General features: G+C 58.2%; 20 protein-coding genes and 4 pseudogenes. 12 read left to right on the top strand and 12 right to left on the bottom strand.

What is annotated here, in order from left to right:
• Nucleotides 1–167 precede the first annotated feature (167 nt).
• Nucleotides 168–533, bottom strand: a complete 366-nt coding sequence (locus NJU76_RS23800; RefSeq protein WP_254532910.1) for a winged helix-turn-helix transcriptional regulator — start codon at nt 531–533, stop codon at nt 168–170.
• A gap of 153 nt (nt 534–686) precedes the next feature.
• On the opposite strand from NJU76_RS23800, the gene NJU76_RS23795 reads away from it, so the two are divergent.
• From NJU76_RS23795 to NJU76_RS23775, 5 genes and pseudogenes are all read left to right on the top strand, one after another.
• Nucleotides 687–1,094, top strand: a complete 408-nt coding sequence (locus NJU76_RS23795) for a DoxX family protein (RefSeq protein WP_254532909.1) — start codon at nt 687–689, stop codon at nt 1,092–1,094.
• An 84-nt stretch (nt 1,095–1,178) separates the two neighbouring features.
• Nucleotides 1,179–1,646, top strand: coding sequence for a DUF6789 family protein (locus NJU76_RS23790; protein ID WP_254532908.1), 468 nt, complete (start codon nt 1,179–1,181; stop codon nt 1,644–1,646).
• A gap of 86 nt (nt 1,647–1,732) precedes the next feature.
• Entirely contained in the window at nt 1,733–1,981 is a 249-nt protein-coding gene (locus NJU76_RS23785) for an Rdx family protein (RefSeq protein ID WP_254532907.1), read from the top strand.
• 83 nt (nt 1,982–2,064) lie between these two features.
• Nucleotides 2,065–2,268 (top strand): annotated as a pseudogene (locus NJU76_RS27245) (zinc ribbon domain-containing protein); the annotation flags it as partial.
• Nucleotides 2,237–2,482, top strand: coding sequence for a hypothetical protein (locus tag NJU76_RS23775; RefSeq protein ID WP_254533952.1), 246 nt, complete (start codon nt 2,237–2,239; stop codon nt 2,480–2,482). The pseudogene NJU76_RS27245 and the gene NJU76_RS23775, both read left to right, overlap by 32 nt.
• A gap of 3 nt (nt 2,483–2,485) precedes the next feature.
• Here the strand turns inward: NJU76_RS23775 and NJU76_RS23770 are convergent, their stop codons facing one another.
• Nucleotides 2,486–2,767, bottom strand: a complete 282-nt coding sequence (locus tag NJU76_RS23770; protein ID WP_340681245.1) for a winged helix-turn-helix transcriptional regulator — start codon at nt 2,765–2,767, stop codon at nt 2,486–2,488.
• 160 nt (nt 2,768–2,927) lie between these two features.
• Between NJU76_RS23770 and merB the strand changes: the two genes are divergently transcribed.
• Complete coding sequence (gene merB / locus NJU76_RS23765; protein WP_254532905.1) at nt 2,928–3,587, top strand: organomercurial lyase; 660 nt, start codon at nt 2,928–2,930, stop codon at nt 3,585–3,587.
• A gap of 490 nt (nt 3,588–4,077) precedes the next feature.
• Nucleotides 4,078–4,416, top strand: coding sequence for a hypothetical protein (locus tag NJU76_RS23760; protein ID WP_254532904.1), 339 nt, complete (start codon nt 4,078–4,080; stop codon nt 4,414–4,416).
• 269 nt (nt 4,417–4,685) lie between these two features.
• On the opposite strand, the gene chrA is transcribed toward NJU76_RS23760, so the two are convergent.
• Nucleotides 4,686–6,077, bottom strand: a complete 1,392-nt coding sequence (gene chrA / locus NJU76_RS23755; protein WP_254532903.1) for a chromate efflux transporter — start codon at nt 6,075–6,077, stop codon at nt 4,686–4,688.
• A 404-nt stretch (nt 6,078–6,481) separates the two neighbouring features.
• Here chrA and NJU76_RS23750 point away from each other — a divergent pair, with 404 nt between their 5' ends.
• On the top strand, nt 6,482–6,943 hold the full coding sequence (locus NJU76_RS23750; protein WP_254532902.1) for a DUF8102 family protein: 462 nt from the start codon (nt 6,482–6,484) through the stop codon (nt 6,941–6,943).
• Nucleotides 6,944–7,036: 93 nt separating this feature from the next.
• Nucleotides 7,037–7,522: pseudogene (locus NJU76_RS23745) on the top strand (DUF892 family protein).
• Nucleotides 7,523–7,757: 235 nt separating this feature from the next.
• Here NJU76_RS23745 and pip read toward each other — a convergent pair.
• From pip to NJU76_RS23720, 5 genes are all read right to left on the bottom strand, one after another.
• The gene (gene pip / locus NJU76_RS23740; RefSeq protein ID WP_254532901.1) at nt 7,758–8,717 is read right to left on the bottom strand and encodes a prolyl aminopeptidase; all 960 of its coding nucleotides are present in this window, start codon (nt 8,715–8,717) and stop codon (nt 7,758–7,760) included.
• A 145-nt stretch (nt 8,718–8,862) separates the two neighbouring features.
• Nucleotides 8,863–9,312 (bottom strand): arsenic resistance N-acetyltransferase ArsN2, encoded by a 450-nt coding sequence (gene arsN2, locus NJU76_RS23735; protein WP_254532900.1) that lies wholly within the window; start codon nt 9,310–9,312, stop codon nt 8,863–8,865.
• Between the two features lie 84 nt (nt 9,313–9,396).
• The gene (locus tag NJU76_RS23730) at nt 9,397–9,687 is read right to left on the bottom strand and encodes a hypothetical protein (RefSeq protein ID WP_254532899.1); all 291 of its coding nucleotides are present in this window, start codon (nt 9,685–9,687) and stop codon (nt 9,397–9,399) included.
• A gap of 114 nt (nt 9,688–9,801) precedes the next feature.
• Nucleotides 9,802–10,635 carry an arsenite methyltransferase gene (locus NJU76_RS23725; RefSeq protein ID WP_254532898.1) on the bottom strand — a complete coding sequence of 278 codons (834 nt, stop codon included), beginning with the start codon at nt 10,633–10,635 and terminating at the stop codon, nt 9,802–9,804.
• Nucleotides 10,628–10,918, bottom strand: a complete 291-nt coding sequence (locus NJU76_RS23720; RefSeq protein WP_425604318.1) for an ArsR/SmtB family transcription factor — start codon at nt 10,916–10,918, stop codon at nt 10,628–10,630. The genes NJU76_RS23725 and NJU76_RS23720 overlap by 8 nt, the downstream gene beginning before the upstream one ends.
• 277 nt (nt 10,919–11,195) lie before the next feature.
• On the opposite strand from NJU76_RS23720, the gene NJU76_RS23715 reads away from it, so the two are divergent.
• Nucleotides 11,196–11,585 (top strand): ArsR/SmtB family transcription factor, encoded by a 390-nt coding sequence (locus NJU76_RS23715; RefSeq protein ID WP_254532896.1) that lies wholly within the window; start codon nt 11,196–11,198, stop codon nt 11,583–11,585.
• Nucleotides 11,582–12,058 carry an arsenate reductase/protein-tyrosine-phosphatase family protein gene (locus NJU76_RS23710; RefSeq protein WP_254532895.1) on the top strand — a complete coding sequence of 159 codons (477 nt, stop codon included), beginning with the start codon at nt 11,582–11,584 and terminating at the stop codon, nt 12,056–12,058. Before NJU76_RS23715 ends, NJU76_RS23710 begins: the two co-directional genes overlap by 4 nt.
• A 198-nt stretch (nt 12,059–12,256) precedes the next feature.
• Here NJU76_RS23710 and NJU76_RS23705 read toward each other — a convergent pair whose 3' ends face one another.
• From NJU76_RS23705 to NJU76_RS23695, 3 genes and pseudogenes are all read right to left on the bottom strand, one after another.
• Nucleotides 12,257–12,598 carry a type II toxin-antitoxin system PemK/MazF family toxin gene (locus NJU76_RS23705; protein ID WP_254532894.1) on the bottom strand — a complete coding sequence of 114 codons (342 nt, stop codon included), beginning with the start codon at nt 12,596–12,598 and terminating at the stop codon, nt 12,257–12,259.
• Complete coding sequence (locus tag NJU76_RS23700) at nt 12,595–12,954, bottom strand: MarR family transcriptional regulator (protein WP_254532893.1); 360 nt, start codon at nt 12,952–12,954, stop codon at nt 12,595–12,597. Before NJU76_RS23700 ends, NJU76_RS23705 begins: the two co-directional genes overlap by 4 nt.
• A gap of 93 nt (nt 12,955–13,047) precedes the next feature.
• Nucleotides 13,048–13,397 (bottom strand): annotated as a pseudogene (locus NJU76_RS23695) (DUF7558 family protein).
• On the opposite strand from NJU76_RS23695, the pseudogene NJU76_RS23690 reads away from it, so the two are divergent.
• Nucleotides 13,368–13,628 (top strand): annotated as a pseudogene (locus NJU76_RS23690) (RNA-guided endonuclease TnpB family protein); the annotation flags it as partial. The pseudogenes NJU76_RS23695 and NJU76_RS23690 sit on opposite strands and share 30 nt — an antisense overlap.
• Before the next feature lie 106 nt (nt 13,629–13,734).
• Here the strand turns inward: NJU76_RS23690 and NJU76_RS23685 are convergent.
• On the bottom strand, nt 13,735–14,571 hold the full coding sequence (locus NJU76_RS23685; protein WP_254532892.1) for a phosphosulfolactate synthase: 837 nt from the start codon (nt 14,569–14,571) through the stop codon (nt 13,735–13,737).
• Between the last annotated feature and the right edge of the window lie 83 nt (nt 14,572–14,654).

Here is a 14,654-nt window from a genome sequence, read left to right as displayed (position 1 = left end):
GGTCGCGGGCGGGGATTCCAACCCCGCCCGCGACGGTGGCCCGCAAACCTGCAAACACCCAACTCAGCCGTGCGGTGCGGTGGGAAGCCCATGACTGCAGTCATGGGAGGATGTCACCTATAACCAGGGTAGCGGTTCATGGGGTGCCTGTACATCCTATGTTAGTCTCAGGATGATGTCTCTTGGAGATACTCTTCGCCCCAGGCGTCCATTGCTTTGATTACGGGTTCGAGCGACGCACCCTGCTCAGTCAAGGAGTACTCGACCCGGAACGGTTTTTCGCTCACGATCGCTCGATTCACGAGCCCATTGTCTTCCAGATCCTCGAGGCTGTTCGAGAGGACGGTACTGGAGATCGAGTCAATCTCGTCTTTGAGCGCATTGAACCCGAGCGGGCCGTGTGCAAGCAGCCGGTGGACGATAACCGGATGCCATTTCTTCCCGATGAGATGGGCTGTACACGTCACCGTACACCAGTCGTCGTCGGCACACCACGACGCAACGCACTCCTTGTCCTCGACTGCTTTGCTCATTCGTCTCTAGAGGTACTGAAAGCAGACCCATTATTACTACGTTAGTAAGTCATCGTCCCGGATCCGATAAGAGAACCTACGTTGGTCAGGAAACAGTATCTCCTCAGTGCGAGCTTCGCTGACGCTTATTCGGGTTCTGGGACACTGCCCACTATGCAACGTACCTCTGTCGATCGTATTGAGTCGGTACGACAGTCTGTCCCGGAATGGATTCACATCGTGCTTCGGTTCGTCCTCGTCGTTCTCGTTGCCAAACCGGCCTCGAGTAAGGTCGTCACCTACGGGAGCTCAGTCTCGTTCTTCGACGCCATCGGAATACCCGCCCCTGCAGTGATGATCATTGTCGCCGGAGTCATCGAAGTGGGAGCGGTTGCACTCCTCCTCATCGGCGTTGAGGAACGACTCGCGGCCGTCTCGCTGATTCCGGTGATGCTCGTGGCGATACTCTACGTCGGGCCCGACTGGAAGAACCTCAGCGTCCTCCTCGGCGCGATGGGACTACTTGTCTTGGAGACTGATTTCGACGCCATCTGGTACTCCGTTGCTCGCCGACTCGGTTAGGTCAACCTCACCCGGTGTGGATCGTTGAGTCCCTCAGTCCGGCCTTGTCCTAGCCTTATTTCGAAGCTCAGAGTTCCTTCGAGTGTGACACAATACAGACTCCGAGTGGGGTTCGGCTACGGTGTCGTCGCGACGATTGCGATGTCCGTTCTCATGCTACTCGCACTGATTTCCGGGACCTCACCGATGCCCCAGCCCATTCCGAAGGCCATTGTCGCTCAGCTCCTCGGAAGTGGCCTCCCGACGCCGCTACTGATGGGACTCACCATAGCACTCCATCTTGGCTATGGAGGTCTCTTCGGCGCGCTCCTCGCTCGAGGTGTGCGCCCCGTGACGACCGGCACAGGGCTCACGCTCGGTGTCGGCCTCTGGGTCCTGATGCAGGTCGCGTTCCTGCCGTTCCTCGGCTGGGGACTGTTTGGGACGGCCATCACGCCAACGATCTCTGTTGCAACGCTCATCCTGCATCTCACCTACGGTGGCGTGCTCGGCTGGGCGCTCGACCGCGACACAGCGACGGCGAAGGACGCGTCGACGACAACTGCGGACTGAAGCGAATCCGGGTTAGGATGCGCTGACCCGGTCAGGATACCCTTGTGGTAACTTTACGGCGATATCTGTCCGAGGTGAGAGTAGGTATGACAACCGTCGAAATCGAATACTGTGTGCCGTGTGGATTGCTCGAGCCGGCGATCGAAACCCAGGCGCGGCTTCTGAACGAGTTCGGCCAGAATCTGGACGGGGTCACACTCACGCCGGGCCACGGTGGCGTCTTCGTCGTGACTGCCGATGGCGAGACGATATGGGACAAAGCGGTTCACGGCAGTGACCTCGATCTGGACCTGATCGTCGAGGCGATCGACGACCGAGTCCCTGCAGAAGTCTGATCACTCCCATACAAGATGCTCGAACTCTATCAGGGGTCATCCCGATGAGTATCGACATCGCGGCTTGGTATCGGTGGCCCGTCCGCATCTCCCAGTACCTCGAATACAAAGGCAAAGAACGTGGCGTTGCGGTACTGAAAGAGAACGAGTGGAACACCTCGAAGACGTGTTCGGCGTGGGGCGACGACACGAGTTGGTATCGTCGCGGCGACGAACACCTCGCTCGTTCGCGATGGCGGGAGTGTCCTCCTCCTCGTGGCAGCCGGCACCATCGTCCTCAACTGTAGTGGCTACGTCGCCGGATGGCTCGTCAGCTGGAACTTTACGCGGGGCAAGCGACTTGCTGCGACGCTGTCGATTGGAATGCGCGACTTCGCCGTCGCCACCGCGCTCGTCGGCGCAGGATTTCCGACGGCAGCCACCCTCCCTGCCGTCATCTTTGAGATCGTCGAGATGACGACGAGTGCCGGACTCGAGAAGTGGTTTCGCCGCCCTCGGTGAGCGTCAGTAGCAGTCGTCCTGTGCCTCTGCCCATTCGAGGAGCGGATCGAGTCGCTCACGGAGTTCCTCACCTTTCTCGGTGAGTTCGTATTCGACGCGAGGCGGGATTTCCGCGTATTGCTCTCGGGAGAGTAACCCCGCCTCGACGAGGTCGTCGAGACGGGTGGACAGCGTCGAACTGCTCACTTCGCCGAACGTCTCCTCGATCTCCCCGTATCTCGCAGGGCCAATTGCGCCAACCACACAGGTCACCTGCATTGCGTACTGTCGACTGAGGAGGTCCATTACACCTCCCAGTGGGCAGTAGCAGTCAATTTCGGCGTTCTGTACATCTGGAGTGTCAGGGGACGCGTCGGGTGTTTCTGCCATAGCTTTCACGGGCCGCAGCTAGTCTTTTACTTCGGACTTGACAGTATTAATACTTCGCCATTAAAGGTATCGGTGCATGCCGGATAAAGACTGCAATTGCGGCGATCTGACGGTCGACCAGGCACCCGAACAGACGACGAACGCAGACAGGTGGGTTGCGGAGCGGCCGGTGAACACTGCGCGACTCCCGGAAGCCACGGCAGACACCATGGGTCGGTTCTTCGGCGAATCGATCGGGACGTTCGACGATATGATCTCGTCGATCCGAACCGTGGTCGAAGGTGATGGGATCGCCGTCGACGAACTCTGCCACGTCGAGGAAGAAACGCCGTACTACGCGCAGACCGCTGACGAGACGTACTACTTCCGGTGCTTCTACGACGGGATCGCCCTGTCGTATCTTCTGGACGAACCGGTCGATATCCGGACGGAGACGCCTACGGACGACGCAATCGAGATTCGGGTGTCGCCCGACAGCGAGATCGACGTCACGCCATCGAACGCGGTCATGTCCTTCGGCGTAGCCACTGATTACGAGGTCCCTGCTGGCGATGAGCCAACTGCGCAGGACGTCTACAGGGCCGTCTGTCCGCACGTGAAGGCGTTCCACACTCGCACGGACTACGAGCAGTGGGCAGCTGACGTGGCTGCCACCACGGTCGGCATCCCGCTCGACGCCGGCGTCCCCATCGCTGCTGCCCTGACGGCGCCGTCCGTGCCAGCGGCCACAGAATGAGCCCTGCGAACATCGCAATCCTCGGCTTGTAAGCTCTCCTCGGCCTCGTGGGCTTGGGAGTAGGGGGTGCGAAGGTCACCCACCAGGAGGACCAGATCGAAGAGTTCCAGCGGTAATGGTATCCACACCACAGTGATTCCGCGTACTGACCGGCGTTCTCGAGCTCGGTGCCGGGATCGGACTGCTGTGGCGACCCGAATTATCGGTGGTGGGAGGGCTTCTTCTCAGCGGGTCATGGCAGGAGCAGTGACGACTCACCTTCGTATCGGTGACCCGCCGTCGAAAATTGCTGTTCCGGTTGTCGTCTTCACTCTCACAGTGGCCCTGCTCGTGCACTGGTATATCTCCTCCCATCTAGCTTCCGAACATCGGTATTGGCGTGTTCGCTGCTGTAACGGAAGCTTCTGCCATTGCTTCCGAACACAGCACCAGGTTCGATACTTCGGTCTTGGCAGTATAAATACTTCCATATACAAAGTAACGGTGTATAATGAGTCAGAACGGCCCGTCACCAGAGGTTGCATGTACGCTGACCGAAAAACAGGAACAAAAACGGAGTGAAAAAGTCCGATCGCGTCTCATCTCCCACTACGTTGGATATGAGGAAACGGAAGATGGCCTGGCCGTTCGGTTCGATGGAACCGACGAGTCGCTTCCCGCGGTTGCGCAGTTCACGGCCTCGGAATTGCAGTGTTGTGCGTTCGCTGAGTACGAGATCACTGTTACGCCGCCGTACGAGGAGACGGTGTTGACCATGACTGGTCCCGATGGAACGCGACAGATGTTCCGCGACGGATTGGTCGACCGACTCGAAGCCGAGACAGCGTAGTCGTCACCCCGGTACAGATACTTCACTACGCGAATCCACTTTGCTCACCGATCGGGGTCTTTCATTGTCGGAAATACACTCTAACCGCTGAGTGACATCCTCCCTCGACTGAAGTCGTTGGTTTTGCGCCTGTTCAGCACTATAACCGTGGCTCGACAGAGACAATCCGCTATACTGACGGACCGTCGTATGCGCCGACCTGGTGGAAGGCGTGCCGGGCGAGGTCCTCGTTGCACAGAGTCCGTATCTCGTTCGGTTGCCACGAGTGATCACACGAGGAAGTACACGGCAGCGCCGAGGGCTCCCCCGCCGATGATCAGGTAGGCTGCATCCGTGCCCCGCGTGAAGAGCCCGAACGTGACGGTAGCGAGACCGACTCGCACTGGGTCGAATGGAACGTCCACGACCATTCCCGGGGTTCCCGTGACGACGGCGAACGCGTCGAACGCAAGCGTGACAGTCGCCCCAACGATGGCTCCGACGACCGCTGCGTTAATCCCGAAGAGGGCCACGCGAACGATGTCGTTGTCTCGGACGCGCGCCACGTAGGGGAACGCGAGGGTGATAAACAGGAACGAAGGTGCGAACGCGCCGACCATCGCGACGAATGCGCCCACAACGGCCCAGCCGAGGCTGCCGTAGACGTCGAGCATGAGTTTGTAGCCGACGAATGCGGTCGTCATCACCACCGGTCCGGGCGTGAGTTGGCCAATGGCGATTCCGTCGACGAACTGCGTCGCAGTCAGCCAACCGAACTCACTGACGACGTACTTCTCGATGAACGGGATGAGCACGAGACCGCCACCGAAGATGAACGACCCCGTGTACAGCATGAATAGAAACAGCTTCACCCAGACGTTCCCCCACAGTGCCGCAACCAGCCCGCCGACGGCACCCGGTAGCGTGACCGAGTCACCGACCGCCGCCCTGATCCGGTCGCGGAACGCGTAGAGGGACGCCAGTATCACACTACCTGCAGCTGCGATGGACACGCGCCCTCGGTTCGCCCGCAGCCAGTCCGGGCGAAACAGAACGATGGCAACGAGTCCGGCGATAGCGAATTCGATGACGGGATTCGGATTGAGCAGGACCGTCGCGACGAACGCACCAACGAGCAGGGCGAGCAATCGCACGTCGATTACCCAGTCGTGGTCGCCGAGCGTGAACTCGAGGTCGGTTCGACCTTCTTTGAGCGAACTGCGGGCCATCGAGTAAGCTGCCCCAGCGATTAGTCCGATGACGACCGGGTTCACGCCGTAGAAGAACGCCTCGACGGACGGGAGCTGGCCGTACGCGAAGTAGATGTACGAGAGTGCGAGAACAATGAGGAACGTGGGGGCCATGAACGTCGCACCGGCGACGATCGCGCCGGGATTGCCCGCTCGAACCCAGCCCATGAAGATCCCCAGCTGTGTCGAGGCCGGGCCTGGGAGCATGTTGCAGATGGCCAGCCCCTCCATGAACGTGCCCTCGTCGCTCCATTCCTTGCTGTTCTCCCCGACAAGTTCGTCCTCCATCATCGCGATGTGGACGAGCGGTCCGCCAAAGCCCACTACCCCGAGTTTGAGAAAGAACCGAGCTACTTCGAGTAGTTTCGACGGGCTCGCCGTCCCCTGGTATCCGCGAGCGGTCTCCGCATCTTGTGTCGGTGCGTCACTCATCTTTGCCGGTCACCTCGGTAGTGTTCGAATCAGTGAGTGATGAGGGTCACGCGGCTGTCCTGCATCTACTCCCGCAACCGAGTGGTGAGCGTAAATATATTTCCTATACTGTACAGTATATCTGATTTACAAGCGGTGCGAGGCGAATGCCATGGGGCTTGACCCCGTGGATGAAGCCGCCACGCAGTGTACCAAACGATTAAGTCGAAACACCTCAAGCAAGAAGGTGTGACGGCATCCATCGCGTCTGGCTTCAAGTCCAAAAACACGGACGGTCGGACGCTCCGCTGTCGCCGCCCAGTAGGAGTGGGAGACTCCGAATCCACGCCTGCGGAGACTGCACTCCCTGTGGATTCCCTCGTGGAATCTGTAAAGTGCGTCGTGGAAGCAGGAAGCCTCGGGGCTTGACCCCGAGGCACTTCACGATCCTCTTCGAGCATCTCGACGACGATCAGTGCGAGGCGATTTTCGAACTGTTGTCCGACGAGGGGACGTCGAAGACTACCGAGCGCGAGTCCTTCACAAACGGGCTCCGAGACGCGCTCGCGTTTTTCCTGTACAACGTCGGTGTTACTGAACTCATGCATGATGCGACGTCACCAGCCACGGACGGGGCTGCTGCCGAGCAGTTCGTCACCGACGCGCTTACTCGAGCGGGACAGAAGGCCGACGTGCTCGTCGAACATGTCGGTCTCGAAATCGAAGCGACGCCCGCGTCACTGTCCGACATCCTCGCCGACCTCGAGGCCGGGGAGGAACTGTCGGCGGGCGAACTCCGATATCTCATCGAGAGCGGGGCTGTCGACGTTACCGAACTACAGGGCTGTATGCGAGACCAGCTATTCGCTGGGGACACCGATGGATAAGTACACGGTCACCGTCGAGTCTCTCGACCGAACAGCGCTCAAACGATATGTAATGACCACGAATTCGACGGTTGACCGGAGTGACCAGGAGAGATGACCATTAGAACGCAACGCGACATGTTCGAGCGGGAACTGCAGAAGCTGTATCATGCCGAGGTGGAAATCCTCGATCTGCACGGCGATCTCTCGGAGGCTGCGACCAGCGAGGAAGTCAGCAACCTCTTTCGCGGGCACAAAGAGGATACCGTCGCGCAGATCCATCGCATCGAATCGATCATTTAGCTGATTGACGAAGAGCCTACCGAACGTGGCAGTCCGATCATGGAGGGACTGCTCGCCGAGAAAGACGAGTTCGTCGCCGAGGTCGCGGACGACGACCTTCGAGATCTGGACGCGATCAGTATCGGCATGATCAACGAGCGACTCGAAATCACGCTCCTCGATCGGCTGATCCTCCTGGCTCGCGAACTCGACCTCCCTGACGAGGTGGTCCAGCAGTTCGCGGAGAATCGAGACGAGGCGCAGGCGGCACTCGACCACATGCAATCGTTCGTCGCCGAGACTCGTTCGGCCGACTAGCTATGACGGTTCGACCAAGTGATGCACTCGTCCCCCGCTGAGGGTACTCTCAACGGTACTCGTATCAGGACGGAATCAGCGTGTGCGCCCGCTCGGAGCCATCGCGCTTACCCGTGCTGTTCTTTCAATGTGAGTGGCACCCATCGTCAGCGCTCGATAAAATACGAATATGTAGCTCTGTTGAGAGCCTTAGCAGCGGATACATCTTGCCCCGATTGCGGTCAATACAGACGAACTACCGTTCGGCGTATGAATCGAGAGCGTCGCGGACGTGCATCCCCATCGTCTCACCACCAGTATGTCCTGAATTGTCGACGACAGTTAGTTCTGCATCGGGCCATGCACGATCGAGTTCCCACGCAGTTTCGAGTGGTCCAGCAAGATCGAGTCGACCATGGACCAGGACGCCTGGGATTCCTGATAAGCAATCGGTGTTGCGTAGCAGTTGCTCCTCCTCAAGCCACGCTGCATGTGAAAAATAGTGCGAGGCGATGCGGACGAAGGACAGTCTCCAATCCAATGATCCGCTACTATAGGTCCGTACATCTTCTCCCGATTCGTGGGAAATCACCACGTCTTCCCACGCACACCACCGATTCGCGGCTTGAATCCGCACCTGTGGGTCTGAATCCTCCATGAGATTTGCGTAGGCGGCGACGATATCCTCGTCGTTGTCGGCATCGGGGACGCCTGCTCGGAACTGTTCCCATGCTTCCGGTAGGAAGCGGTACAGTCCCTGATAGAGCCAGTCGATTTCGGACTGTCGGGTGGTAGTGACAGGTGAGATGACAATCTCTGAGACACGCTCAGGATATCGTTCAGCGTACGCTAAGAGCAACGTGGAACCCCAGGATCCACCGAAGAGTAACCAGCGATCAATATCCAGATGCTGACGAAGGTGTTCCATGTCGGCGAGCAAATGATCGGTTGTATTGTAGCTCATATCCGTAGCGGGGTCGCTCGCAGGCGGGGTACTTTTGCCACAGCCTCGCTGATCAAACAGAACGATCTTGTAACGGTCTGGGTCGAAGTACTGACAAGATCGAGGATTGCTTCCTGATCCCGGGCCTCCATGAACGACGAGGGCGGGCTTGCCATCTGGATTACCGTAGCTGTTCCAATGCACCTGGTTTTCGTTGCCTACCTCTAACATTCCTTGATTGTACGGTTCTTCCTGAGAATACAAATTGACCATTCGAGGAGTTAACTGAGTGGCCAAGATAAGTCTGTCGCGTTTCTGGACTATCAAGTTGAATACGCACGATCGATGTACCGGCTGTTTCACCTGAAACAGTGTCTGAGTAATAGGGTTTCAATAAAACCGAATATGAGACATACGGTTACGTTTCGAGATCCTTCGCCATACAGGTCGCTGATGCCGGACAGAGGTCGGTAAACTGCGTTGTGCCCCGGATTGGTTTCGGGACGTCTTCGCGTGTGACCGCACCGTATCCGCGTCGTCGAAAGAACGGCGCTGCGGTTGTCGTCAACAGGTACAGCGTCTCCACCCCATTCGTTCGTGCGTACTCCTCGAGACTGTCACAGAGCGCTGCTCCGTAGCCCTGCCCACGATTCGATTCCGTGATGACAACTGACCGGAGCAGACCATTCGACCCGTGTATTTCGACACCGCCAGTACCGACACACTCCGTGTTCGCGTAGGCGAGGAAGAAACACGGCTCCGTGTCTCGGACGTCTTGGGACGGCAGTTCGTTTGCGTCCAATACGGATTTGATACGCTCGATATCATCTCCGTCTGCCCGCTGGAGGGTAAGTGAAGTGGTGGTCATCCTGTCTCGGTATAATCGTGAGCCGGGGAGTGATTCTGGCAGCTCTGCCGACGCCAACGTATCCGTACCGGCCTGAAATCTCGGTTAGTTTGCGTCATCCGTGGGCAGTTGCGTGATCGTGATTTGGGCTATCTCGCCGAGCTGGAACGTGAGTTTCTGGCAGCGGTAGAAACAGCGACGTAGTTTGTACGCGTGTCGTCCACCGATGGCGAGGGCGGTGACGCCAACCAGTGTTACGGTGCCAGCGAGCAGGTTGCTGATAGCCCACAACAGCAGCGGGACTGCGGCGACGAGGGCATAGCTTACGAGGATGCTACGCCACGTGGGCTGCTCAATCAGAGGCCGATCTCGTGGATCGTGTTGTGGCTTAATCATGATACGGTATCAGGGCGTATCAGGGTGATTGGGGACTGGTGTCTCGCCTATCGAATCGGTCGGCAGCACCGTCTGGGTCGTAGTGGTGGTGACTATGGAGACTGGATCGCATACCTATGAGTGGGACTCCGGTGCTGGTTTCGTTGCTTCGATCGTCGCTGCGACGATGTAGTCGCTCAAATCGCGGTCGTCGTCCCAGTCGCGAATGAACTCGTCGCTGTCCCCCCTCGGCTCGATAGAAACGTCGGTAAATCCAGCGTCGGTCAGTATCGCCTCGAGTGTGGGGATCGACGCGGCGCCGCCGACACAGGCGGCGATCGAGGCTGGATCCATTTGGAGATCCTGTGGGAGGTCAGCGGTCAGAACGACGTCCGAGACAGCGAGGCGACCGCCCGGACGAAGGACGCGATATGCCTCGCGGAACACTTTCGACTTCTCCGGCGAGAGATTGATGACACAGTTCGAGAGGATTACGTCCACGGATGCGTCGGCGACCGGGAGGTGTTCGATTTCCCCGAGACGGAACTCGACGTTCGACGCGTCGTTGGCTTCGATATTTTCGCGGGCCGTCTCGATCATCTCGGGGGTCATGTCGACCCCGATTACGTGGCCAACGGGTCCGACTTCGCGGGCCGCAAGGAAGCAATCGAAGCCGCCACCAGAACCGAGGTCGAGGACAGTGTCGCCTTCTTCCAGACTGGCGATTGCGGTCGGATTGCCACAGCCGAGATTCAGATTCGCGTTGCCAGCAACGGCATCGATCTCAGCGTCCGAATAGCCGAGTTGCTTCGATTTGTCAGTTGACGATTCGCTACAGGAACTCGTGTCGCCACAACACGACGATGACTCCGTAGCGATGCGTGCGTACCGGTCGCGGACAGCAGTTCGCTGTTCTTCGCCAGTAGACCGTTCACGATCTGCGTCGGACGTGGGTGTAGTATCAGTCATGGTTGTCTTCCCTCGTGTCATCAAGTACACTGAGAAGTCGGGTCGCGCGAGGCGTGGCGGTGTAATACCGCCATCGCCCCTCTTTGCGTCGTTCGACCAGTCCGGCACTGAAGAGTCGGGAGAGCGCTTGGCTGACCGCTCCTTGACTCACACCGAGTGCGGGCTCGATCTCACAGACACAGAGATCATCGTCGGCCTCGGCGATGAGTCGAAGCGCTTCGTACCGAGTGTCGTTGCCGAGCGTTGCAAGGACCTCCACGTCAGCAGCGACCTCCGAGTCCATCAGGGAATGCGAATGACTGACTGAACAACAATCGGCGCTCTGGCGGCGTTCTATCTCAGGCGGCTGGTCGGCTGTCTGTTGCCCGTTCATTTTAGCACAACCTAATATTAGAATCTGCTAATATAAATGTTTGGGTCGGGATTCTCACATCGGGGAGTGGGCACTCGAGCGGGCATACACCCCTCAAGGAGTCAGTTCGGTTCAACAAATCCCCCCATCTATCTGAATGGCAGTTCAAACCGCGAGATCTATATGTACCATCATTCAATTAGATGGTATGGCTGAGATAGCGACACGACTGCGGCGACTCATTGCCGACGAGGTTGGGAGTTGCCGCGATGACGATATCGAGCAACGCCTCGATGAACTCGACGCCCTCGTCGACGAGGCGTTCGCAGATGACATTGCCTCGCCGGTTTTCACTGTCCTCGGTAACGAGACCAGATATCGCTTAGCGCGCCTCCTGTCTGTGGCGGATGACGACCTCTGTGTTTGCGAACTCGAACCACTCGTTGACGTGAGCGAAAGCGCAGTCAGCCACGCGCTCTCGGACCTCGCGGACGCGGGGCTCGTCGACAGACGAAAAGATGGAAACTGGCGGTACTATTCGAGTACGTCGCTGGCCGACGAGCTGTTCGCCACCGCGGATCGCGAGGGGCGCGAATGAGCGACGACCTGAACATCCACGACCGGTACCTCACTGCTCAAACTAACACCGATCGAACTCGTATCGCCTTCGTGTGCGTGCAGAACGCGGGTCGCTCGCAGATGGCCTACGCGTTCGCCGAACGCGAACTCGCCGACCGCCGTCTCGACGAGCGGTTCGAACTCATCACTGGCGGAACGCAGCCTGCCGACCATGTTCACCCAGAAGTTGTGAATACGATGGCAGAGATCGGCATCGATATCGATGATCGGACGCCCCGTGAAGTGACGTTCGAGGAAATTCAGGGGAGCGACTACGTGATCACGATGGGCTGTTCAGCAGACGACGTCTGCCCTGCCGGTTGGGCCGGTGAGAACCGCGACTGGAACTTGACCGATCCAGATGGGAAATCCCCGGCAGAGGTGGCGCGCATCCGTGACGACATCAAACAGCGTGTGACGAACTTGTTCGACGAACTGGAGCTAGACGACTGATTCACCTCCCACCTCGATTGAGGTTCAACATCGCTACTCGTCGATTGGAATGAGGCAGCTGAGATCGGTAGTCTGGATGGCACAATCGACATAGATCGGGTTGGTGACTTGGTTGTCCTGCCACCACGAATTCGTGTTACCGGCTCCGATGTCGCGCTTCGATCGCCCGGTGTCGTCGTTGACGACAGCACCGTTCGCTCAGGAGGAAATGTAGCTGATCGACTGTGTGGCCACGTCCTCGGTGCGTTCGTCGACAAGGGAGGTCATATGAAATTCCACCTCTGTCGCACTGTTGTGGGTCGCGAACGACCACGGAAGAACGTGACTTCGCTCCCCGAGTGGCTCGCCTTCGTAGTCGTCATCGTGGAGCGTGAGTGATTCTTCGTGATAAGCTTTCGTGGAAATCAGGACGGTAATAAGCTGTACGCCGTGGTTCGGGAACCGAGATGCTCCCAGAACAAGCATCGGACGACCTTTGTCCGAGAGTGGATCGGTCCCCCAAATAATGTCGCCACGTTCCAGTTCATTGAACGCGGTCACCGCACTTCCTCCATCTCGTTAGTTTTCAACTCGTCGAGATGCTCCTCGCCGTACTGCTCGTCTGCAGTCTGGTGGTGCTGGTGAAGCCGGTAGGCGGCTCGAAGCCGGTCCTCGTTGTCTGTGATTGCCCAGTACGGGCGCTTGTGCCGCACAAGACCTCGTTCCTTCAGTCGTGAGAGGATCGCACTGACGGCGTCCGTATCTAGTTCGAGTTGTTCAGCGATCATCGCTGCCTTCCACGCTCGGTCATCGTTCTCGTCGAGGAATAGCACGATCCGCTCTGTGTCGTTTCGTTCCTCGAATTCGTCGTCATCGGCATTCTCGAACTCGTCGATATCGATGGTGCCGCTCGACATAGATCAGTGTTGGTACCGTGGATCCATAGCTGTTTTGGGTGTTTGTTACAGGAGGAGCACACTCACGTCTCAAGGCGGGTCTGACTCTGTCATTCACTCTGTCGGCGTCGTAATGAGGTGCTCCTCGAAATTGCGCGTCCAGTACGTGGCTGGCCACACGGACTGCATCGCGCACGCGGTTGCAACGGACCTTCGAGACGGCCACGTTCGACACGAAATCGCGTGAGTGTGGCGAGCATGTTACCGATGAGTCCCCATCTATCGCAGGCGCGTGGTGATCGTACTGTGCTTGTCGGATCTGGCCGCGTCTGGATGGCACAGTCGACACAGATCGGACAGGTAACCAGTTCGTCCTGTCCCCAGGTATAAGCCCCACCAGCTTCGGTACCGGGGCAGGCGCCACAGACGGCCCAGCAAGCGACCGCCTCGGTCGCCGGAGTCAGCAAGCAGAGTTCGTCTGTCCACACGACGACTGCCACGTAACAGAGTTCCACGCAGATATCAACGCGGCGGCGAACATCGCCGGCCGCGTAGGTCCGTGGGGAGAGAGCGTTCCTTGGGAACCGGAACGCAATGACTCGCTTCGGAACAGGAGCGCCAGTGACAGCGCCACAGTCCACCGCGAGACGAGCGAGAAATCCTCGCAGATGACGCTCGCGGCCTACTCGGACTGAAACCTGCCAGATTGGATTCCCTATGCAGGGGGAACCCCGGCGCTCACGTCGGGGAGGATGTCACAGGTGAATTGTCAGAGTAAGGTAACCGAGAACGGATGGTCGCTCAGCTATCGGTGTCGTCCTTCCAAGTGACGGTCCGGCCCCAGGTGGTCGCTTTCCCCCACAGGCCCGAACGCATGCACTCTAGTTCGACAATCTGAGAGTTATCGACGAACAAATTGATCTCAGGACCGAAGTTCTTGATGTACCACTCAAACATCTCCGGCCCTGGTGCCTCGAACACAAGGTTCTCGATCCCGAGTTCGTTGGCGATCTGGTAGGCGACGTCAGTTCGCCACTCAGTGACCTCCTCAGTGATGCCTTCGGCCTCGACCATCAGTAACTCGGCGCCGGCATCTAAGTGACGACGGCCCTCCTCAATAGCCTGTTCGGGGTCCTGCTGGCCCTGTTCCTCGAGAATCTCGGGGTCGGTGGCACCACCTGCCCCGAACTGGACGTTTATTTCCGGTTTTGGTTGGATCTCATAGTCGTTCGCCACGACCTCTGTCATCCGTACCATATCGTCGGTCCCAATAGCGAGGAATCCACTCGATAGTTCGACGATGTCGAACCCCAGCCGTTCGGCCTCCTCGAAGTACTGTTCGACTTTGTCGTTGTCACGAATGAGGACATTCTCGACAAATCCCCCAGTGGAGACTTTGACGTCGTACTCGTGGCAGATTTCGATTAACTCCGTCACTGCCTCCTCAGGCATTAGCGCGAACGACCCGCCACTGAACTTGTAGATGTCCACGTACTGCCCCATCGTCTCCAAGATGTCCCGTAGCTCACGCGGCCCCATGGGGTCGTAGTACGGTCCTCGAATCTCTGTGATTCCTTTCTCTCTGGGCTTTTCCTCGCGCTCGTTGTGATGCAGGAAGTCGAACGTGCGGTCTACCATAATCTGGTAGTACGTTTGCTCTCTGCGGCCTTAGTCAGGGGGGCGACAGTCAGTTTGATTTGAACTTTAGGGGGAGTCATCTT

The sequence above is a fragment of the Natrinema gelatinilyticum genome (assembly GCF_024266705.1).
GTDB classification, from domain to species: Archaea; Halobacteriota; Halobacteria; order Halobacteriales; family Natrialbaceae; genus Natrinema; species Natrinema gelatinilyticum.
Note: the sequence above shows the minus strand (reverse complement) of the source record. Positions and strands in the feature narration are given on the sequence as shown.